Origin of the sequence: Veillonella sp. 3310, from assembly GCF_003999875.1 — a bacterium.
Taxonomy (GTDB): Bacteria; Bacillota; Negativicutes; order Veillonellales; family Veillonellaceae; genus F0422.
On the sequence record NZ_RQVJ01000001.1, the window covers coordinates 16,623 to 38,230 of the forward strand.

25 protein-coding genes are annotated in these 21,608 nt (G+C 40.4%); all 25 read left to right on the forward strand.

Going from position 1 to position 21,608, the window contains the following annotated elements:
• Positions 1-20 precede the first annotated feature (20 nt).
• The 25 genes from EO127_RS00085 (at position 21) to EO127_RS00205 (ending at position 21,590) form a co-directional block, all read left to right on the forward strand.
• Positions 21-656 (forward strand): phosphatidylserine decarboxylase family protein, encoded by a 636-nt coding sequence (locus EO127_RS00085; protein WP_127447508.1) that lies wholly within the window; start codon positions 21-23, stop codon positions 654-656.
• Entirely contained in the window at positions 649-1,320 is a 672-nt protein-coding gene (gene pssA / locus EO127_RS00090; protein WP_127447509.1) for a CDP-diacylglycerol--serine O-phosphatidyltransferase, read from the forward strand. Before EO127_RS00085 ends, pssA begins: the two co-directional genes overlap by 8 nt.
• Before the next feature lie 12 nt (positions 1,321-1,332).
• A complete protein-coding gene (locus tag EO127_RS00095) occupies positions 1,333-2,601 on the forward strand; it encodes a glycosyltransferase family 2 protein (RefSeq protein ID WP_127447510.1) in 1,269 nt (422 codons plus the stop codon).
• 167 nt (positions 2,602-2,768) lie between these two features.
• Complete coding sequence (locus EO127_RS00100; RefSeq protein WP_127447511.1) at positions 2,769-4,655, forward strand: acyltransferase family protein; 1,887 nt, start codon at positions 2,769-2,771, stop codon at positions 4,653-4,655.
• 208 nt (positions 4,656-4,863) lie between these two features.
• On the forward strand, positions 4,864-5,877 hold the full coding sequence (locus tag EO127_RS00105; RefSeq protein ID WP_127448047.1) for a GspE/PulE family protein: 1,014 nt from the start codon (positions 4,864-4,866) through the stop codon (positions 5,875-5,877).
• Positions 5,874-6,866 (forward strand): type IV pilus twitching motility protein PilT, encoded by a 993-nt coding sequence (locus tag EO127_RS00110; RefSeq protein WP_127447512.1) that lies wholly within the window; start codon positions 5,874-5,876, stop codon positions 6,864-6,866. Before EO127_RS00105 ends, EO127_RS00110 begins: the two co-directional genes overlap by 4 nt.
• Positions 6,867-6,878: 12 nt before the next feature.
• Positions 6,879-8,054 (forward strand): type II secretion system F family protein, encoded by a 1,176-nt coding sequence (locus EO127_RS00115; RefSeq protein ID WP_127447513.1) that lies wholly within the window; start codon positions 6,879-6,881, stop codon positions 8,052-8,054.
• Between the two features lie 8 nt (positions 8,055-8,062).
• Positions 8,063-8,440 carry a competence type IV pilus major pilin ComGC gene (locus EO127_RS00120; RefSeq protein WP_127447514.1) on the forward strand — a complete coding sequence of 126 codons (378 nt, stop codon included), beginning with the start codon at positions 8,063-8,065 and terminating at the stop codon, positions 8,438-8,440.
• A gap of 22 nt (positions 8,441-8,462) precedes the next feature.
• Positions 8,463-9,074 (forward strand): A24 family peptidase, encoded by a 612-nt coding sequence (locus tag EO127_RS00125; protein ID WP_127447515.1) that lies wholly within the window; start codon positions 8,463-8,465, stop codon positions 9,072-9,074.
• Complete coding sequence (locus EO127_RS00130; protein WP_127447516.1) at positions 9,071-9,541, forward strand: hypothetical protein; 471 nt, start codon at positions 9,071-9,073, stop codon at positions 9,539-9,541. Before EO127_RS00125 ends, EO127_RS00130 begins: the two co-directional genes overlap by 4 nt.
• Complete coding sequence (locus tag EO127_RS00135; RefSeq protein ID WP_127447517.1) at positions 9,538-9,894, forward strand: hypothetical protein; 357 nt, start codon at positions 9,538-9,540, stop codon at positions 9,892-9,894. Before EO127_RS00130 ends, EO127_RS00135 begins: the two co-directional genes overlap by 4 nt.
• Positions 9,895-10,148: 254 nt before the next feature.
• Complete coding sequence (locus EO127_RS00140) at positions 10,149-10,760, forward strand: hypothetical protein (protein ID WP_127447518.1); 612 nt, start codon at positions 10,149-10,151, stop codon at positions 10,758-10,760.
• A 109-nt stretch (positions 10,761-10,869) separates the two neighbouring features.
• The gene (locus EO127_RS00145; protein ID WP_127447519.1) at positions 10,870-11,265 is read left to right on the forward strand and encodes a hypothetical protein; all 396 of its coding nucleotides are present in this window, start codon (positions 10,870-10,872) and stop codon (positions 11,263-11,265) included.
• 10 nt (positions 11,266-11,275) lie between these two features.
• On the forward strand, positions 11,276-12,109 hold the full coding sequence (locus EO127_RS00150) for a hypothetical protein (protein WP_127447520.1): 834 nt from the start codon (positions 11,276-11,278) through the stop codon (positions 12,107-12,109).
• Positions 12,099-12,650 carry a hypothetical protein gene (locus EO127_RS00155; protein WP_127447521.1) on the forward strand — a complete coding sequence of 184 codons (552 nt, stop codon included), beginning with the start codon at positions 12,099-12,101 and terminating at the stop codon, positions 12,648-12,650. Before EO127_RS00150 ends, EO127_RS00155 begins: the two co-directional genes overlap by 11 nt.
• A gap of 34 nt (positions 12,651-12,684) precedes the next feature.
• Positions 12,685-13,068 (forward strand): hypothetical protein, encoded by a 384-nt coding sequence (locus tag EO127_RS00160; RefSeq protein ID WP_127447522.1) that lies wholly within the window; start codon positions 12,685-12,687, stop codon positions 13,066-13,068.
• Positions 13,069-13,154: 86 nt separating this feature from the next.
• A complete protein-coding gene (locus EO127_RS00165) occupies positions 13,155-13,718 on the forward strand; it encodes a shikimate kinase (protein WP_127447523.1) in 564 nt (187 codons plus the stop codon).
• A gap of 1 nt (position 13,719) precedes the next feature.
• A complete protein-coding gene (pfkA, locus tag EO127_RS00170; protein WP_127447524.1) occupies positions 13,720-14,679 on the forward strand; it encodes a 6-phosphofructokinase in 960 nt (319 codons plus the stop codon).
• Between the two features lie 256 nt (positions 14,680-14,935).
• Positions 14,936-16,003: an efflux RND transporter periplasmic adaptor subunit gene (locus tag EO127_RS00175; RefSeq protein WP_127447525.1), complete on the forward strand. Its 1,068-nt coding sequence runs from the start codon at positions 14,936-14,938 to the stop codon at positions 16,001-16,003.
• Positions 16,003-16,740, forward strand: coding sequence for an ABC transporter ATP-binding protein (locus EO127_RS00180; protein WP_127068424.1), 738 nt, complete (start codon positions 16,003-16,005; stop codon positions 16,738-16,740). Before EO127_RS00175 ends, EO127_RS00180 begins: the two co-directional genes overlap by 1 nt.
• On the forward strand, positions 16,733-17,944 hold the full coding sequence (locus EO127_RS00185) for an ABC transporter permease (protein WP_127447526.1): 1,212 nt from the start codon (positions 16,733-16,735) through the stop codon (positions 17,942-17,944). The genes EO127_RS00180 and EO127_RS00185 overlap by 8 nt, the downstream gene beginning before the upstream one ends.
• A 107-nt stretch (positions 17,945-18,051) precedes the next feature.
• Positions 18,052-18,336 carry an Asp-tRNA(Asn)/Glu-tRNA(Gln) amidotransferase subunit GatC gene (gene gatC / locus EO127_RS00190; RefSeq protein WP_127068426.1) on the forward strand — a complete coding sequence of 95 codons (285 nt, stop codon included), beginning with the start codon at positions 18,052-18,054 and terminating at the stop codon, positions 18,334-18,336.
• 10 nt (positions 18,337-18,346) lie between these two features.
• Entirely contained in the window at positions 18,347-19,804 is a 1,458-nt protein-coding gene (gatA, locus tag EO127_RS00195) for an Asp-tRNA(Asn)/Glu-tRNA(Gln) amidotransferase subunit GatA (protein WP_127447527.1), read from the forward strand.
• On the forward strand, positions 19,801-21,246 hold the full coding sequence (gene gatB, locus EO127_RS00200) for an Asp-tRNA(Asn)/Glu-tRNA(Gln) amidotransferase subunit GatB (RefSeq protein ID WP_127447528.1): 1,446 nt from the start codon (positions 19,801-19,803) through the stop codon (positions 21,244-21,246). The genes gatA and gatB overlap by 4 nt, the downstream gene beginning before the upstream one ends.
• Before the next feature lie 8 nt (positions 21,247-21,254).
• Positions 21,255-21,590, forward strand: coding sequence for a hypothetical protein (locus EO127_RS00205; protein WP_127447529.1), 336 nt, complete (start codon positions 21,255-21,257; stop codon positions 21,588-21,590).
• Positions 21,591-21,608 lie beyond the last annotated feature (18 nt).

Sequence of the window (21,608 nt, forward strand, 5' to 3'; positions counted from 1 at the left end):
CTAGTTAAGAGAGGTTTAGTATGGGTTTGATTGTTAAAGAAGGATATCCTTTAATCGGTGCTTGTCTAGTTGTGACAGCACTGGTAGGCTACTTTCTATCATGGTGGTTAGGAATTATACCATTTGTACTGGCATTATTCTTTACTTATTTTTTCAGAAATCCTAATCGCCGTATTCCCCATGATCCAAAGGTGCTAGTATCACCTGCGGATGGGAAAGTGATGGAAGTTGTAGAGGTCTTTGAGGACACATATTTACATCAACAATGTAAAAAAGTAACGATTTTTTTATCTGTTTTTGATGTCCATGTGAATCGGGCGCCAATGGCAGGTGAAATTACATTCCGTCAATATACAGAAGGACGTTTTTTACCAGCTTATAAGGATTCTGTAGGCTATGAAAATGAACGTCACACGATCAGCGTTAAAAATGATAGAATGGAAATTGTGGTCACACAGATAGCTGGTTTATTGGCTAGACGTATCGTGTCCTGGACAGATGTAGGAGATACCTTAGAGCAAGGTACCTTGTATGGTATGATTAAGTTTGGCTCTTGCACAGAACTATTTGTGCCTTTGGACGTAGAGATTTGCGTTACAAAAGGGCAACACGTAGTTGGTGGAGAGACGATTATTGGGAGGGTGAAAGATGAATAAGTCTATATTTCCCAATCTTTGCACAGCAGCAAATTTAGCATTTGGTGTCATCGGTATTAGTTTATCTTCGACTGGTAATTTCACAGGGGCAGCCATATGTGTGCTTTTGTCCTTATTAGCCGATGGTTTAGATGGACGGATTGCTCGTGCTTTGGGTGTATCTGGAGATTTCGGCCGTGAATTAGATTCGTTAGCCGATGTAGTTGGCTTTGGTGTATCCCCAGCTTTTATGCTGTATATGATGAGCTTAGATCACTATGGTTGGTTAGGTTATGTGCCATTGTTGGTATTCTCTGTATTGGGGGCTTTCAGATTGGCACGATTTAACATTATGACAGAAGAAGTACACGGTTACTTTCAAGGGTTACCGATTCCAGCAGCAGGTTGTATGGCAGCTACCTATGTGTTAAGTGGTGTCCGCATTCCTGATGTGGCGTTAATGTTAGCTATGATATTGGTAGGCTATTTGATGGTCAGCAATGTGCATCATCCAGATTTCAAAGGGAAAGGTAGCGATCCAGTGCAACCAATCGCTGTTGGCATTACGGTAGGTTGTGGCGTATTTTGCCTGTTGATGGACTATCGTTCTTGGCCGGTATTGATTTTTGTGTTATATGCTGTATATGGTATTAGTAATACTATCATCAACAATATTCGTAAATAGGAAGGATCTAGGATGAATTACGTTTGGTTTGACCTAATTATGATTCCCATACAAGTAATCATCGTATTTTATACCTTGTATTACTTTGTGTTGATGGTCTGTGGTATGTGGCATAAAAATGATAAAACGGAATGCCCACCCAAACATTCCTTTGCCATCATAGTATGTGCTCATAATGAAAGTGCTGTGATAGGTCAATTGGTAAATAATCTACAAGTCTTAGATTATCCTCGCCACTTATATGACATCTTTGTTGTAGCAGATAATTGTAAAGATGACACCGCTAAGATTGCTCGCGAAGCTGGTGCTGAAGTGTATGAACGCTTTAATACTGAGGAAGTGGGTAAAGGCTATGCCATGGGCTGGATGTTTGATAAAGTATTCGACATGGAACGCAAGTATGATGCCTTCGTCATTTTTGATGCGGATAATTTAGTGCATCCTCATTTCCTCTATGAAATGAATCGTCACTTGGAAAAAGGGGAACCTGTAATCCAAGGATACTTGAATGCGAAGAATCCAACAGATACATGGGTGGCTGGTACCTTTGCCATTGCCTTTTGGATGGTGAATCACATGTGGCATTTGGCGAAATATAACTTGGGACTTTCCACAGCCTTGGGCGGTACAGGTATGTGTATTCGTACAGATATTATCCGTGATTATGGTTGGTCTTGTAATAGCTTGACAGAAGATATGGAATTTTCTTTGAAACTGTTAATCCATGGTGTAAAAACCACGTGGGCTCACAATGCTATTGTATATGATGAAAAGCCTTTGACCTTTATGCAGTCTTGGAATCAGCGAAAACGCTGGGCCCAAGGTCATTTTGATACAGGGGAGCGGTATATACCGAAACTCTTTGTGCAAGGTATTAAGAAAGGGAAATGGACGATCCTAGATGGGATTGTGCAGATTACACAACCTTATTTCTTGTTACTGTCAGCATTTTACATTATTATGACCTATATCAATGGTATTGTACCATTGTATACGAATATCATTTACCAAATATTGCCAGTACAAGTGTGGCAGATTATTGGTATTGGGCAATATTTATTTCCACTTATTGTGTTAGCACAAATTAAAGTGCCACCAAAAGTTTGGATCTATTATCTATTGTATCCACTATTCATCTATTCTTGGGTACCCGTTACCTTCTTAGGATATTTGAATCGCCACGATAAAGTATGGTCTCATACACAACATACTCGTGGGGTAGAACTAGGGGAAGTGAAACTAACCCGTATGGGCGATACCAGTCGAAAAACAAAAGAATAAGATATGATAAGAGCAACAGGATGTGAAAATTCTGTTGCTTTTTTTGTAATAAGAAAGTGCTTACTATTCTTAAAATTTACTCTACGCAGTGCCCATTCTCTATGCTATAATGTATATTACGTATCAAATAATGTAGTATATATTATTCATAATGGAAGGGAAGACAAATGATGCCACCAGAGTTAGAAGAACCGCATCAAGGGCTCGGTTCAAGACAGAAAAAACGTATTATAGGAGTCAAACCAGGTCAATTTGTGAAAGGCCTTGACGGGCTAAAAGGGTTAGCCATTCTAGGTGTCACGATCTTTCATTTATTTCCCCATGCAGCCAGTGGCGGGTTCATGGGGGTTTCCCTTTTCTTTGTATTATCGGGGTATTTATTAGCTTTCACCACAAATCAACAATGGAAGGTGGGAAATTATAGTATTTCCAAATTTTTTCAGCGTAGAGCAGAGCGGATTCTTATCCCCTTAGTGTTGACGGTGACGGTCATATTAGGGCTATGGCATTTGCTATTACCTGAAAAACTAGCGGGCATACGCCCAGAAGTGATTTCCATTTTGCTGGGCTATAATAACTGGTGGCAAATCGCACAAAATGCGGACTATTTTACCCGTTTAGTAAACACATCGCCATTCACCCATATGTGGTTCTTAGGGGTAGAAATTCAATACATTGTCATTTGGCCAATTCTATATTGGATCTATACAGCACTGAAAAGACAATGGAGTTATACCGTTGGTCTAGTATGGGTGCTAGCATTGGCGTTAGGATCCTCTGTCATTATGCCATTACTATATACAGAAGGCATGGACGTATCTCGTTTCTATTACGGTACAGACACACGAATATTCGCTTTGCTATTGGGTGCCTTTTTGGGACTGCACCGTAGTGAACAAAAACTATATCCTTTGGGCACTATGAAAGGAAATATCCTTAGCAGTGTATTCTTATTGGCAGGAGTCATTGCAACAGTATTAGGATACATCTATGTAGATGGGCAGAGTCCTTCTCTTTACACCTACGGTATGGTGACATTTACCTGCTTATTTGGTTTCATGGTGTGGTTAGTAGAACGTCCTAATACGCCACTTGGAAAGATAGTAGATATGCCACTCCTTGCCTGGTTTGGTAAACATAGTTATGGATTATTTTTATGGCAATATCCCATGATTTACCTCTTTGAACATATGGGGCTTATGGACTATTTTGTATCGCCTATTGCCTACTACTTGGTCTTAGTAGCAGTTATCATCGGCCTTACACTTTGGTCTGAAGCGGTTACGAATTGGTGTGTCCGTCAAGATAGTTTCTGTGCTATTGTGGACGTAGTTCGTTCCTACTATATGAAAGTCGTATCCATCGTGGGTGCTATTTGTATTGTCTTAGGTGTGTATGCTTTCGCCACATCACCGGCAGAGAAGCAACAAGATGTGACAGAGTTACAAGTGCGATTGGCAAAGAATGCAGAATCTCAAGCTGCAGAAAATGCTAAGGTCATAGATCTTTCTACTGTCAGTGATCCACAAGAGATGGTACACATGGCAGCCATTGGTGACTCCGTCATGCTTGGTTCTGCTCACGCATTGCGACAAGACTTTGCAGGCATTCAAATTGATGCCAAAGTATCACGCTATGTAGGGGCAGGCTTAGGGATTGCAAAACAAATGGATGCGAATCAACAATTAGGTAATGCGGTCCTCATTGGTCTTGGTACTAATGGACCTATTACAGGTTATTATGAAGATGAAACAAAAGCATTGGTGCAGTATTTAGGATCAAATCGTCAGATTTTCTGGATCAACAATTATGCGCCAGGCATCCAGTGGATTGAAGCCAATAATGAGTACTTAACTAAGCTTGCCAAAGAACATCCGAATGTGCATATCATCGACTGGGCTAGTTTAGCATCGAAGCATCGAGATTGGCTCGGAGATGATGGTATCCATCCGAATGATATCGGAGTAAAAGAATACTCTAAATTCATCCATGATGAAGTGAAAAAAGTATTGCTTCAACAAGGAGAAGCTAATAAAAAACAGAAAAAACGCTAGGAACTTATCTTGAGATAAGGAGATTAGCTAAACATGCCAATATACAAGGGCTGTAACGAAATGTAGATTTACATTTTGTTACAGCCCTTTTTTGATTTATTCCTCCTAAAATAGCACTACCAGTCAAGGTTGACTGGTAGGAGTGTTTTCTAGGATTTTAGAGGATCTATAGAGAAATCCTAAGTACGCAAGTAAAGGAGGTGAAATGATGTACCATGTGGAGATTGAGCTGGATCATTTCTTTCAGCGTGCTTATGAAAGTGGAGCCAGTGATATGCATTTTGATACCTTAGAAAATGAGGTGCAGGTTCGATTTCGCTTGGATGGTCGTCTGCAGGAGATAGCACGGATTCCTATGCCAGAAGGGGAGCAAGTCATGAATCGTTTGAAAGTGTTAGGGTCTTTGGATATTAGTGAGAAAAGATTGCCTCAAGATGGGCGTTATGTGTGGACTCATGAAAATAACTCAGGAACGATACGTATGTCTTCCTTGCCATCTGTGTATGGTGAAAGTCTTGTATGTCGTCTCTTTTGGCATGATGAGCAGATAAAATCCTTAGAAGAGCTGGGAATGCCCATGGATATCAGTGTAGAGGTGCGCAGGTTATTGGCACGCCCACATGGATTACTGCTTGTGTGTGGGCCTACAGGTTCTGGTAAAAGTTCTACCTTGTATGCATTATTGCAAGAACTCAATGGAGAAGAGGAACAAATTATTACCTTGGAGCATCCAGTGGAACGTATCGTAGAAAAAGCCGTTCAAATTGGTGTACAGCCACAGATTGGTATGACTTTCAGTAAGGGATTACGTGCGATTTTACGACATGACCCAGATACCATCGTGGTCGGTGAAATTCGTGACCAAGAAACGGCGCAACTAGCGGTACAGGCGGCGTTAACGGGGCACCGTGTGCTATCTACGATTCATACGAACCATGCCATAGGTGTAGTGGAACGATTGGTGGATATGGGGGTAGAAGACTATCTCGTACGTGCTACTTTGACAGGTGTTATTTCGCAACGATTGGTGCGAACTCTAGTAGATGGAGCGTATCGTGGTCGATGTGGATTGTATGAGTTACTATCCATTCCTAGTCATGATTGTCATTGGGAAGAGTTAAATTCATACTTGCTTTGTTCTTTGGAAGAGTCCGCACGTCGAGCTATCGAGCAAGGGTTGACTACGGAAGAGGAAGTTCGTCGTGTGGGGGTAGTATTATGATTTGGTCACACCTATTGCATGAAGCTATAGAGCACAGAGCTACAGATATTCATGTACAAAGTGGTACGGTCTTTTGGCGATTAGGTATGGATGTAGTGCCTACGGAATACGAACTATCTGATGAAGATATGCTAAGCTTTCTGATGGACCAAGTGCAGGCTATATCGGATACTATGATGTCCTATGATGGAGCTATGACCTTTGAAGGCTTACGCATACGGGTTCATCTATTCCGTTGGCGTTCTGGATGGGGCGGCACTTTGCGCATTTTATATCCACCTAAAACGGGACTAGATAATTCGGAAGAGGGAAATTTATTGCGCCGTATATCTTCTTTCAAAGAGGGACTGGTCATCATCGCTGGTGCTACTGGTTCAGGAAAGTCCTATACTCTTACGTCTTGTTTAATGCACATTAATGAAAGTATGCGTCGTCATATTATTACGTTAGAGGATCCCATTGAATATGTATTGGACCATCAGCAGTCCTTGATACACCAACGGGAATTGCATACACACTTTCATCATATGGCGGACGGTATTCGAGATGCATTGCGAGAAGATCCAGATGTGATTTTAATCGGTGAGGTACGGGATAAGGAGACGTTGGAAGCGGCATTACATGCGGCGGAAACGGGGCACCTTGTATTTGCTACCTTGCACACACAGCGTGCTACCATGTCCATCAATCGGATGATTTCCATGTTTCCAGCACACCAACAAGAAGAAGTACGGACACAACTTTCACAGATATTGCGCGCCGTCATCTGCCAACGATTGGTTGTCATCGACGATAGATTTATTCCAGTGCGAGATATTTTGATTAACACCCCAGCAGTGGCAAATTTGATACGGCAACGAAAGGAACCTCAAATTGTATCTTTACAAGAAACACAGAGACCGATGAAAACACTGGAAATGGCAGTAGCCGAGTTAAAGTCTATCTATGGCTCATTGCCAGTGTTGGAGTCTGTATTACAGGTAAATTAGTGGAGAATATGTATGAGTTGGTATACCTATGAAGGATTTTCGACGGACAAAAAAATAGTGTCAGGCAAAGTATGGGGTGATTCAGAAGAGGAAGTGCAGGCAAAGCTAGCGTATCAATCCATAACGCCGATTCACTTGGAATGTATGGTTGTTAAGAAAAAAAAGAAACAATGGAAAACAGCGCATATGATTCACTTTGCCTATCGATTACATATGTTGTTGGGAGCAGGTATATCCTTACGAAAAGCCTTAGATATGATGGTTAATACGAAAGGTTCCACTATTCCCTATGAAGACATTCGTGAAGATGTAGGGCGTGGTATGGCACTGTCGAAAAGTTTAACAAAGTATCAGTGTCCTGTCATTGTTATGACGATACTGGAAGCGGGGGAAGCATCAGGAACCTTAGTGGAATCCTTAGGTATGATTCAAAGTATGTATGAAGAGGAGCATCGATTGCGCCAACAATTAGTATCAGCTATTACGTATCCATCCTTTTTGGTGGTATTGATGATGGTATTTGTAGGCGTGGCAGTGGGCTTTATTCTACCCCAATTTAAATCTGTTTTCGAGAGCATGCAAATTGAGTTACCACCGCTTACTGCAGCCCTTTTTACTGGGGGCACTTGGTTACAACAAAAAGGTGTGTATCTTCTGGTTGGCGTACTAGTATTAGGGGTGGGTTTGTGGAAATCATACCAACTAGACTCTGTGAAGTTCAGCGTACATCGTAGGGTTTGGCTATATATGGCACGAAGAGAATGGCTTATGGCTTATACGATGGTTCGCATGTGTCAGATTTGGAAACTACTTTTACAAAGTGGAATACCTTTGTTACAAATGCTAGATATGACAGAATCGCTGTGGGGCAACCGTTGGGCAAGCACCTTACAACAAGAGGTGAAAACACGTATTTCTAAAGGCCATGGATTCACGGATTCATTAGAACAAGTGCATTTAGGAACTCCTTTTGTATGGGATTTACTTCGTATTGGAGAAGAAACGGGTGACCTAGAAAGTATGTTAGACCAAGGGCATGTGTATTATAAGGGGATTTTGGAACGGACCGTGAAACGAGGAGAACAATTATTAGAACCTATTATGCTCAGTATTATGGGCGGTATGATCGCTTTACTTGTGGTAGCAGTGATGCTACCGATGTTTAATTCAATTTCAGCTATTCAATAGGAGGAAGTATGGAAGCACTTCGACAACGTTTGTCCTTACGACAACGGAAGCAACAAGATGGATTTACCTTAGTGGAATTAATGGTTGTGGTGGCAGTCATCGCCATTTTAGCATCCTTGGCAATGCCACAATTTTTAAATGCCTCAAACAAGGCGAAGGAAGCAAAAATTAAATCGGATGTGACAACCATTTCCAATGCAGCCCAGTTGTATATGATGGAACAATCTACTGATGCAGTACCTACTGTAGATACATTGTACAAAGAAGGCTATTTGACTGAACATGTAAAAACGCCTAAAGGTGGAGAATATACAGTCACCAGTGTACAAAATGAAGGCGGTAAAGGTAAACATATTGCTGTCACAGCACCTGATGCGGACAATTAATTAGTAGAAGGAAGAGGGAAATATGGAGTATGTATTAGGAGGTATTGCGGGTATCACAGGAGTTGCAAGCCTCTATCTCATTGTTTCTTGGACCTATATGAAAACACATAGTATGTGGTGCCTTATGTCTATCTTTGCTCATATCATAGGGACAGCAGGGCTTGTCTATGCCTATCAAGTTGGATGTATTACAAATATCTATGCACTGGGGCTTCTTTATATGCTGGAAGTAACGCTCTTTTGGGGATCAACCATCGATAAGCTATATTATATTCTTCCCGATGAGGGAGCTATTCTAATTTGCATATGTGGATTTGTTTACCAGTGGATAGGTAATGGTGATGTACTAATGATAGTAGTCAATGCTATTTGTATGGGCGGAATGTGGTGGTCATTGCGGTGGTTTAGCCGTGGTGGTGTGGGGCTAGGTGACATCAAATGGTTGATGGCCATTAGTTGCTGGCTCACATCGGCGGAATGCTTGGCATTATGCGGACTTTCCTCGGTCATTGGCATTCTATACAGTTGTGTGTGGCGTATTGTATCTCCGAATCATACCTATATTCCCTTTGGTCCTTCTTTCAGTATAGCAACGATGCTGCTATTCATCTATCCGGTTGAGAGGTGGCTATGATGAAAGTTCCTCGGAACCCAGAAGAGGGCTCTTTGTTAGTGGAAGTCTTGCTATATATGGCGATTTGCTCGCTTATCATCGGCATGGTATTGCTCTTAAATAATGGAGAGCAACGAGAGTACTACCAATTTGATCGAGAAGGGCGCATTTTATTTGCTCATATCAAGCGTATGCAGATGGCTACTTTATATGGGAATTTACAGCATGTTAGTGGTGGTAATCGTATAGTATTAGACAGAACTAGATATGGATATATTAATGAGTCCAGTGCTATGGTCTATCGTGAGTTACCAGAGTCTATGCATATCGAATTTACTGGAACTTATCCTAGTATACGATTTACGGCTCATAAAGGAGTGGGGAAAGTGTTTACTGTTACATTAGTAGATGAATTAATTCGCTATAAACGAACCTTTATATTTGCTCGACAATCAGGGCGTATACGTTGGGAGGAATCAAAATATTGAAAGTACAACAAGAGGGATTTCTCTATATGGATGTATTAGCCTCGCTGTTTGTGATGAGTCTATTATGTTCCACTTTATTTGTACTAATGATGAGTAGTATCCAACAATATGGAAAAATGATGGAAGAAGATAGAACCTTACAATCTATGATTTTATATATGGAAGAGGGGAAAGCGAGTTGGGCGAGTGGAACTAGTTCAGAGTCTGATGAACCGCCCAATGTGGGAATGACGAGCTTTCAGCGAAGAGTAGAAATAAGTCCAGAAGGAGTACATGTATTGACTGTCATAGCCTATCGGCATGGAGAGGAGATACATCGGTTTACTACCTATTTGTTGGAACGTAGTCAATGAGTAATATCATCAAAATGACGAAGAGTACAGACTAACAATATAGTGCAGTTACATAATATAGATTTTGAACAAAATAGCCTACTATAATTCCGATATATTTATATAAAACTTTGGATGAAGAGTTTGTTTGATAGAGATTGAGGATAGTCAGCTAACAGAGTGACAATGAAATTAGATAAGATTACAGCATAATGGAACAAAATAAGTGAAATGTATGAGGTGTTATAGAGAGGTAAGATACAGGTTAAATACATATGGGTGAAATGTATGATGTTAAGTTTGGAAAAAGTGAGTTTTTTTCGAGAGGGAGTAAAGGTGAGCAGAAAACAGCAGGTTTTCTACTGGTAGAGGCCTTACTAGGTAGCCTATTATTAGTGACTATCGTAACAGGATTTTTCCTAATCACATCACATAGCGTGAAATGGCTACATATGTTGCATCATCGTCATGAATTATTGTTAGATGCTAGGTTTAGTCGTATACAGATTATGAATCGACTTCGTTATAGTGAGAAAAAACCACGAATCAGTGAAGATGGTTCATGGTTATTATCTCCTTCAAATTGGCGTATACGGGTGTATCAAGATGCCTTTGTGACTATGCTATCGGATGGACAATTGCAGGATATTACAGAAAGTGAAATCAGCCCTAAAATAGGAAAAATACATGTATTTCCCCAAGGGTCTACATTTTTTCAGGAACGGTCAGATGGGTTAGTTGATTTGCATTGGTACTCAGAGGTGCGACCCTATTGGCGGCGAGATCATATTCAACTTATGGAAGGTGGACAGAATCGTTATCAAGTACAGACTGGCATTTTGCCGTATGCTACCTATCTTCAGCGATTACAACATACAGGAAAGTAGATAGTAGTTAAAAATAGATATTGTAGAACGGTTATATTGGGGAATGCATGAAAGGTTAACTATTATGTTCCGAAGGAAAAGGAGAAAGAAAAATGGTTTTGTATCGTACATGATTCTGCTGATAGCCATGATGACCATTGGTACTTGGGTTGCTTGGCAACATACGATGCAGATTACTTATCAAAGCATGATGGATGAATATCGTTTTGTTCGTTGTCAATATGGCATAGAGAGAGGTATCGTCTTGGGCACAAGGAAAGAATTATTTTTAGCGCATCAAAAGGAAGTAACTGGTAGTGGTTCACCGAAGTATGTACTGGAAGAAACGGGTACGGAACGAATTGAAGCCATTATATATAAAGAGCGAGATCCGCAACGGTATTGTTTACGGCTCATATGTATAGATGTAAGCACAGAAACAAATGTGAAGCAAGATGTATACTTTAGAACGGTCTATAAGGATACGGTATTAGAGGATATACATGTAGAAGGGGTACAGGAATAAGGAGGTAATTATGAAAACAAATTCAGTGATGTCTATTGCCATTGGACAGGATGAAATTGTGGGGGTGAAAGCCTATAAAATTGAAGGTACCAATGTGCTAGAAGATATAATCGTTCAGAAACGACATAGTGATATGGGAACAGATATGAAAGAGTTTTTTGACTATTATGGAGAAACAGGCATATCCATAGGTTGTGTTTTTGAATCACCATTACAATCTGTGTACATGGAGACACCGATGATGCATAAAATAGATCAATACTTATTTGCCCAACGCGAGGGAAAAAGAATCTTTCAGAATGAAGAGTTTCCTAATGCTATCGACTTTGCCTCTAGACCGGGTACGACAGAGGAGTTGATGTTCATTCTTATCGTAGCCTTAGAGCGAAAACAAGTTAAACAGGTGGCGCGAGGAATTCAACAAGGTGGAGGCGATCTTCGTGTTATCGATTACTGGCCAGCACCGCTTGCATTCAGCCGTGGTCGAGAATCATCTATGCTTTGTATTACTCCAGAAGGAGATAAGGTACGAGTATCCTTGTGGAATTATAAATTCTGCACTGCTCATGTTTTAGTGTCTTCTGAGATAGAAGCTGTATTGACTGCTTGTAAGAAAGTCTATGAAGATAGCAAACAATATAATGTGCCCTATCCAAAGGGAGCGATTGTAGTTGGTTTTGATGAAACGAGAACTAAAGAGTTTGAGCCTATTTTAGAAACTTATGGCACCATTGATCAGGTCCCTCTCCATATAGTGGATAAAGGAGAAGGTTACAATCCGCAGAATATAAATCATGAAATGGCATGGGGTTTAGCGATTAGGTTACTTGTCGATGGAAAATAAAGAGAATGTTAATTTTATAGGACCAGATATACAGTGGATGTGTTGGTATATTCGGTATCAAAAAGTATGGTGGATCCTTTTGGCTCTAATGGTTGTTCTTTTAGTAGGTTCTGTGACGATGGGTACCAAAGCATATATACAGTATCAGGATATAATAGAAAAACAAACAGAGGTAACATCACACCATATTGATACTAAGGAGGCTCATAGTGTGTATGAAGCCATGGTTCATGAGAATACAAAAGAAGAATCATTGCCACAGGGGACGTTGAAGGAATGTATATATGTATTAGATGCATCGAATACATATCACATTCAATTGGTCGAGTGGTCTACTATGAACCAATGGTATATAGAAGCTAAAGGAAGCAGTGAAACTGAATTGCATCAGTTTAGTTCAATGTTGAGTCGATTAGGAGGTCACCGTCATTATGATGAAGTGGTGGAAAAAGAATCCGGAACTGCACTATACCGTAGTCGTATTACAGCCACTATGGAAAGCCTTACCAATTCCCAAAAGAAGTCTGCTTCTAGTCGTTAGTGTCTACTGTTGTGTAGTGGTTACGGGTATTAGTATGATGGTGTACTTTCAAGGAGAGACGAAACGAATCTCTGCAGAGATTGATGAAGAGATACTATCACAGGAGGCAGAAACAACATTTTTAAACAGTGAAAGTTATCAATTTATCAAACAATTAGATGATAATATGTTAGACCTAGAAGGTTTGTATCATTTGGTGTTGTCCTCCATAGAAGATACGCCATTGATAATGGTCAGTACACACAAAGAAGAGGAAGCACTAGATGTGGTAGTGCAAGGATCTACCCTAGATATGGTGCAGTGGTTGGAGGGGATGCAAAAGGTACATCCTACCTTGCAATTTAGAATAGAAAAAATAACTCACGCACAAGGGGTGACTACATTGCAATGCAAGATTCATGAAAATACTAAAAAATAGCCCTAATGGTTTGTCAAAGTATAGTCGAGTATAGTAAAATAAAGTTAAAATTTACTACTAGATGGAAGAATGAGATATTATACAACATGAAAACGACTATCAAGAGAAACATTATCCTCATTGGTTCTATGGGGAGCGGAAAAAGTCACTTAGGTCGAAATTTAGCGGATGCCAAAGGCTGGCAATTTGTTGACACGGATCGAATCTTAGAGAAACGATATAATATGCCTATTGCTGATATTTTTAAAACAATTGGTGAAAAGGCATTTCGTCGTGCAGAATTTGAAGTGATTAAAAAGGTGGCCATGTATCATGAAGCTGTGATTTCCGTAGGTGGAAATTTCCCAGTGGATATGCGTACACTACGATATATGCAAAAGTATTCCTTTATTGTGGGCATACGTGCCTCACACTATCGGATTGTCAATCGTGTGAATCGTTGGATTGGTAAGCGACCAACTATGAATTACGATGATGTATCTGGTTATGTGGCATGGATGATGCGACGGTGGAAACCATTGTATCGGAAATGTGACCATGTGTTAGATACCACACACAGTCATACTGATGAATTGGTGACAAGTATTGACGGATCCATAAAGTCTAAGGGCATATATTTTAAACGGCGAAAAGTACACCAAGGTGAATAATATGAAACGTATAGCTATTTTAACAAGTGGTGGAGATGCACCAGGAATGAATGCAGTCATTCGTTCCGTCACAAGAAGTGCAATATATGAAGGCCTCGATGTAGTAGGAATACAACGAGGCTTTTTGGGCGTTTTAGAAGAAGACTTTATTCCTTTGACTCGACGCAGTGTAGGGAATATTGTGAACAAGGGAGGGACGATTCTAAAATCTTCCCGTTGTCTTGAGTTTAAAGAACCTGAGCATCAACAGAGAGGCTATGACAATTTACGTCGTCATGGTATTGACGGACTCGTCGTTGTTGGTGGAGATGGTTCCATGTGTGGTGCGAAAGTGTTGTCTGAGTTAGGCTTACCTACGGTGACAATTCCAGGCACTATTGATAAAGATATGAATGGTACCGATTATACAATTGGTTTTGATACAGCGCTTAATACCATCATTGATGGGGTGAGTAAAATTCGTGATACCTCTACGGCTCATGACCGTGTAGCCATTGTAGAAGTAATGGGACGACATGCAGGTCATATTGCTGTGTACGCTGGCGTCGCATGCGGTGCTGAGGTGGTACTGACACCAGAGGTACCAATGACATTGGAAGAGGTAAAAGATTCATTAGAAAATACGACTCGTAATGGTAAAAAGAATAGTATTATCATCGTGGCGGAAGGTGCGTACAGCGCTTTTGAAGTAGCACAATATATTAAAGAGCATACATCCTATGCACCTTCTGTGACTGTCTTAGGGTATTTACAACGTGGTGGCTCACCGTCTGCCTATGATGCACTCATGGCTGCTCGCTTAGGAGAGGCAGGGGTGCGTGCTTTATTAGAGGGGCATGCCCATCATTTGATAGGGGTTCATTGTAATCATATTGATGCCATAGCCTATGAGGAAGCTGCAACGTGTGAGTATCCGTTAGATACGTCTTTATATCAATTAATACGTGTATTAGGGCAATAATTTCATAGTAGTTTCATCATCGTATTGTATAAGATAAAGAAAACTAACCTTAGTTTTCTTTTCTTTTTATCCTCGGTATATTGCACTTTATACTATTTTTAGAGCCTATTTATATAAAGAGCTTATCATCAGCAGATGTAAACTAGTTTATGGAGATGAAATTTTATATTACATATTGGAGCTTATGATTATTAGAGTAAGGGAACACTATGCTGTGGTATTTTATATGCAGTCGATACAGGAAAGGAGATATTTCATGTGGAAAAATAAAAAATTATGGATTGCTATTGTAGCTATATTAGTGGTAGCTATTGGTGGATGGCAATGGTACAGTAGTGCTCAAACAAAAGAGGCACCTACTTATACAACTGGGAAAGTAGGAAAAGGTAGCATTTCATCTACCATAAGTGCTACAGGAACGATTAATCCTGTTCGTTATGTAGATGTGTCTACGAATGTTCCTGGTAAATTAGAATCTGTGTTGGTGAAAGCCAATCAGCATGTAACTGCAGGTCAAGTGATTGCTACCATTGATTCTCGTCAACTACAGGCTTCCGTAGATAATGCAAGAGCAACATTGAATCAAACAGCTACAGATTTGGATCGCTATCGTACGCTAGTGTCACAAGGTGCCATTTCACAGCAAACTTACGACAATGCCTTGGCAGCCTATGAAAAAGCAAGAGCTACCTACGACCAAGTGGCAGCTAATTTGACCGATAGTACGATTACAGCCCCTATGGATGGGACGATTATTGGAGAGCCTTTAAAAGCAGGTCAAACCATTGCTACAGGTATTTCTACACAAATGATTATTGCCACCATTGCGGATTTATCTGACTTGGAAATCTATCTAACAGTTGACGAAACAGATATTGGGAATGTAAAAGAAGGTGCCAAAGTAGATTTCACAGTGGATGCGCATCCTGGTCAGACTTTTACAGGTACTGTTAAAAGTATTTCTTTAGGCACAAAAGGTAGTATGGGAACAACCAGTTCGTCCGTAGTGTACTATACAGTGCGTGTAGCAATTCCAGCAAGTGATGTAAGTCATTTCTTCCCATCTATGACAGCGCGTGCTACGATTCATGGCGAAGAACGACAAAATGTGTTGGTAGTGCCATTGGCAGCAGTGCGTTCTGATAAAGTGGGAGAATTTGTGTATGTCATCAAAGATGGAAAACCTGTTAGAACTAGTGTAAAAACAGGAATGACAGGGGATTCTACGATTGAAATTATATCTGGTGTAGAAGAAGGCGATGAAATCATTATCAGTGGTGATGTCAATGCGGCGAAAAAACAACAACAGAGAGGGCCATTCTAATGGAAACTTCTAAAAAAGCGGTTATCACCTTGGAGGGGATTACGAAAACCTATGTGAATGGAAAGTTGACGGTACCTGTCTTACATGGTATTGATTTGTCCATTTATGAAGGGGAGTTTACTTCTATCATGGGACCGTCTGGTTCTGGTAAATCTACGTTTATGAATATCTTAGGATGTTTGGATAGACCTACCAGTGGTTCCTATCGATTAGATGGGGAAGAAGTAGCTCACCTTGGTGACGATGAATTAGCCTATGTTCGGAATAAACGAATTGGGTTCGTGTTCCAAAGTTTTAATTTATTGCCGAAGCTAACAGCTTTAGATAATGTAGCATTACCTATGGTCTATGCAGGTGTATCCAAAGCAGAGCGCACAGCTAGGGCGAGTCAATTATTGACAGAGTTGGGGCTCGGCACTCGGTTGGATCATATGCCAGCAGAACTATCCGGAGGGCAACGACAACGGGTAGCCATTGCCAGGGCCTTGGCCAATGACCCAGCTATCATCATGGCCGATGAGCCTACTGGTAACCTTGATTCAAAAGCGAGTTTAGATGTGATGCATATCTTCACAGAATTATATCAAGAAGGACGGACCATCATTTTGGTTACTCATGAGCCAGACATTGCTGAATATGCAGGTCGCAATGTGGTCTTAAAAGATGGACTCATTGTGGAAGATAGAATAAATCTACATATGAAAGGATTGCAGCTAGGAGGTGAAAGCCATGTATAAAGAAGGCTTTTTAATGGCTTGGTCCTCTCTAATTGCCAATAAGATGCGATCATTATTGACGATGCTAGGTATCATCATTGGTGTCGCAGCTGTGATTGCTCTGGTATCAATTGGATATGGAGTACGTCAACAAATAACAGAATCTATTTCAAGTTTGGGTAGTAATCTGTTAATGGTCTATCCAGGAGCTCCGAGAACACCAGGGGTACGTCCTGTGGCAGGTGCTAATAAAACGATAAAATTGAGTGATTATGAAGCTATTTCTAAGATGGATAGTGTGCAAGCAGCTTCACCAGTAGCAGCTAACTCGTATTTGACAGTGTATATGAGCAAGAATTGGACCACAACGGTGAATGGTGCCAATGCAGACTTTCAGTATGTGAATAATTGGACTATGAAATCAGGTCGTTTTATTACAGATAGTCAAATTGAACGCCGTGAACGGGTAGCGGTTATAGGTGCCACAGTGGCAAAAAATTTATTTGGTAATGAAGATCCTATTGGCAAGGACATTCGGATTCATAAAAATTCCTTTAAAATTGTAGGCGTTCTTGATGAAAAAGGTTCTGGTGCTATGGGCAATGATCAAGATGATGTCATTGTAGTACCTTATACGACCATGATGGAACGAGTGATGGGTGTTGATTATTTGCGTATGATCTACATTCAAGCGAAAGAAGGTCAGGATTTAGAGCGTGTCCAAGCAGATATAGAAAATATTTTACGTGTCCGTCATGGTATCAAAAATCCAGACCTCGATGATTTTAATGTGAATAATATGGCGTCCATTATGAAGGCGGTAGAAGAAAATACAGCCACAATGACTTTATTCCTAGGAGCTGTGGCAGCGATTTCCTTATTAGTTGGTGGTATTGGTATTATGAACATTATGCTCGTATCTGTAACGGAACGGACTCGAGAAATTGGTGTTCGCAAAGCTTTAGGAGCTACGTATCGAACGATTATTACACAGTTTTTAATTGAAGCCATCGTTATTTCTCTCGTAGGCGGTGCTATTGGTATTGTAGTGGGAATTGGTGCTTCACAGCTGATTGCTACTGTTGCTAAGTTAAAAACTGTAGTGACCACAGGTCCTATTTTATTATCTTTTGGATTCTCTATGTCTATAGGTCTTGTATTTGGTTTGTATCCAGCTAGAAAAGCGGCTAAGTTAAATCCTATTGATGCTTTACATTATGAATAGATGATTAAATACCAATATGCATAGGAAAGCAGGACTTTTGTATATTGGTATTTTTCTTTTTCCCAGGAGAGTATGGTATAATATATAAATTGAAAGGATGTGTGTCTATGAAAATTAGTCAAGAGGAAATTAAGAATATTGCCTTATTATCCCGATTAGAAATTAAAGATTTAGAGGCTGCTGAAAAAGCCTTAAGTAATATCCTTACTTATGTTGAGGAATTAGAAGAATTAGATTTAACAGATGTAGAGCCAATGGCTCATGCGGTGCCATTACAAAATGTATATCGTCCTGATGAAATGAAACCATCATTGCCACGAGAAGAAGCATTGCAAAATGCACCAGAAGAAGAGAATGGGTATTTCAGAGTACCTCGTGTTGTACAAAACTAGGAGAAGATACATGACTCTTTTTGAATTACATCAAAAATTAGTAAATAAAGAAATTTCTGCCGTAGAGCTTACGAAAGCTGTATTGGCACATAAAGACAATGTAGAGCCTACAGTACATGCGTACTTATCAGACTCTCACGAAGCGGCATTAGCACAAGCTGAGGCTGTGGATGCTAAAATTGCAAAAGGAGAAACTATTTCTCCATTAGCAGGGATTCCTGGAGCGATTAAAGATAATATTTGCACGAAAGGTGTGGCCACTACTTGTGGATCCCACATGTTGGAAAACTTTGTGCCTCCGTACAATGCTACTGTTATCGAAAAATTAGAATCTCAAGATGCTGTTATTTTGGGTAAATTAAACATGGATGAGTTTGCTATGGGTAGCTCCACAGAGAACTCTGCTTTAGGCAAAACCACAAATCCATGGAATCCAGACTACGTACCAGGCGGTTCTTCCGGTGGTAGTGCAGCAGCTGTTGCCAGCGGTAGCGCTATTTGGGCATTGGGTTCCGATACAGGTGGATCCATTCGTCAACCAGCATCCTATTGTGGCGTGGTTGGTTTGAAACCAACTTACGGTAATGTATCTCGCTATGGCTTGATTGCCTATGCATCTTCTTTGGACCAAATTGGACCTGTAACGAGAGATGTACGTGATGCAGCCATCGTGCTAAATGCCATTACTGGTCATGATTTCCACGATTCTACATCCATCCCAGGGGAGCGTGTAGATTATACAAAAGCTCTTGTGAAAGATGTAAAAGGATTACGTATTGGTGTTCCGAAAGAATATTTTGGTGAAGGCTTACATCCTGAAGTGCGTGCAGCTTTGGAGAAAGCTATCGAAACCTATCGCAATATGGGCGCCACTATTGTGGATATTTCCTTGCCAACTACAAAATATGCCTTATCTGCATACTATATCATCGCCTTGGCAGAAGCTAGTTCTAACTTAGCTCGCTATGATGGAGTTAGCTATGGTCTTCGAGTGCCAGCTGACAATTTAGTAGAAATGTCTACAAAAACTCGTACCCAAGGCTTTGGCGAGGAAGTGCAACGTCGGATCTTGTTAGGTACCTATGTATTGAGCTCTGGCTATTATGATGCGTACTATTTAAAAGCCTTAAAAGCTCGTCGTTTGATTAAAAATGAGTTTGATGCTGCCTTCCAAGAATGTGATGTATTATTAACACCAACTGCTCCGAATACAGCTTTTAAATTTGGTGAAAAAATCAACGATCCACTGACAATGTATTTGGAAGACGTATGTACAGTGCCAGTTAACTTGGCTGGTATCCCAGGTATCAGTATTCCTGCTGGATTTGGCTCTAATGGTATGCCTATCGGTATGCAATTGTTGGCGCCAGCTATGGGTGAAAGTACATTGTTACAAGCTGCTTATAGCTTTGAACAAGAATGTCCTGAATTTACAAAATTGCCAACTATGGGAGAATTGAAACTATGAAATATGAAACAGTCGTAGGCCTTGAAGTTCATACTGAACTGAAAACAAATTCAAAAATATTCTGCTCCTGTACAACGGCCTTTGGGGGCGACCACAATACACATGTATGCCCAACTTGCTTAGGTTTGCCAGGAACTATGCCTGTGTTTAACCAAAAAGTATTGGAATATGCTATTAAAGTCGGTTTGGCATTGAATTGTGAAATTGTATTATTCAATAAATTTGACCGTAAAAACTATTATTATCCAGATTTGCCTAAAAACTGGCAAACCTCTCAATTTGATTTGCCTATCTGCGTAAATGGTCATCTTGATGTAGAAGTGAATGGAGAAACTCGTCGTATTCGCATCAATCGTATCCATATGGAAGAAGATGCTGGTAAATTAGTTCACAGCGGTGCTACAATTTCTAGCTCGGATAGCTCCAATGTCGACTACAATCGTACTGGTGTACCATTGTTGGAAATCGTATCTGAACCAGATCTTCGTTCTGGGGAAGAAGCGCGTCAATATGTGGATAAAATCCGTGCCATTGTACAATACTTAGGTGTTTCTGATGGACGTATGGAAGAAGGTAGCTTGCGTTGTGATGCGAACATTTCTATCCGCCCTGTAGGGGAAACGAAGTTAGGTACAAAAACTGAAATCAAAAATATGAACTCCTTAACAGGGATCCAAAAAGGTATCGAATACGAAGCACTTCGTCAAGCGGAAGCATTGGAAGATGGAGAAGCCATCGTACAAGAAACTCGTACTTGGGACGATAGCAAAGGGATTACTCTTTCCATGCGTAAGAAAGAGAAGGAAAATGACTATCGTTTCTTCCCAGAGCCAGATTTGGTACCTATCGTAGTAGATCCTAACTATGTAGAAGAGATTCGTCAATCCTTACCAGAATTGCCAGAAGCGAAACAACAACGCTTTATGGAATCCTACGGATTGTCCAGTGAAGATGCTCGCACATTGACAAGTCAACGTGCTACAGCGGACTATTTCGATGCTGTCGTAGAGGCTGGAGCTGATGCAAAAACAGCATCTAACTGGATCATTGGTGATTTAGCAAAACTTGTGAATGATGCTGGTATTTCCTATGCAGACAGCAAGGTACAGCCAGAACAATTAGCTGCAATGATTGGCTTAATTGAAAAAGGTACAATTTCTGGTAAAATTGCTAAACAAGTCATTGTAAAAATGTTTGAAACTGGTAAAAATCCAGACAAAATCGTAGAAGAAGAAGGGTTAGTTCAAATTACCGATACAGGAGCTATTGAAGAAATTGTAAAACAAGTCATTGCAGATAATCCTAAATCTGTGGAAGATTTCAAATCTGGTAAAGGTAAAGCTATCGGATTCTTGGTAGGCCAAGTGATGCGTGCCTCCAAGGGTAAAGCAAATCCTGGCGTCGTGAATGAATTGTTGGAAAAACATTTACAAGCTCTATAGGAGTGACTATGAGTCAAGAACAAAAGTATGAAGAAGGAACACGCGTTCTTTCAGAAGAAGAAGTACGTGATTTTGACGGAACAACTATTGATGAAGAGGGGCGTACATATGACGCTCCTCATCACCAATCTTCTCAACAGGAACAACAGGGTTTTCAAACTATTCCTAATATGAAGGTATTCTTGTGGAATGCCCTTAACTGGAAGTGGAAAGCAGGCTTAGCAGTAGCTGCAGCAGTGGTGATTGTAGCGCTATTTGTATTAGCCAAATTTATCATTGCTGGTGCTTTTGTGATTATCCTAGCGTGGTTATTGATGCGCTTGTTGGGAAAACTATTTTTTTAAATCTGAATACAGAGGTTG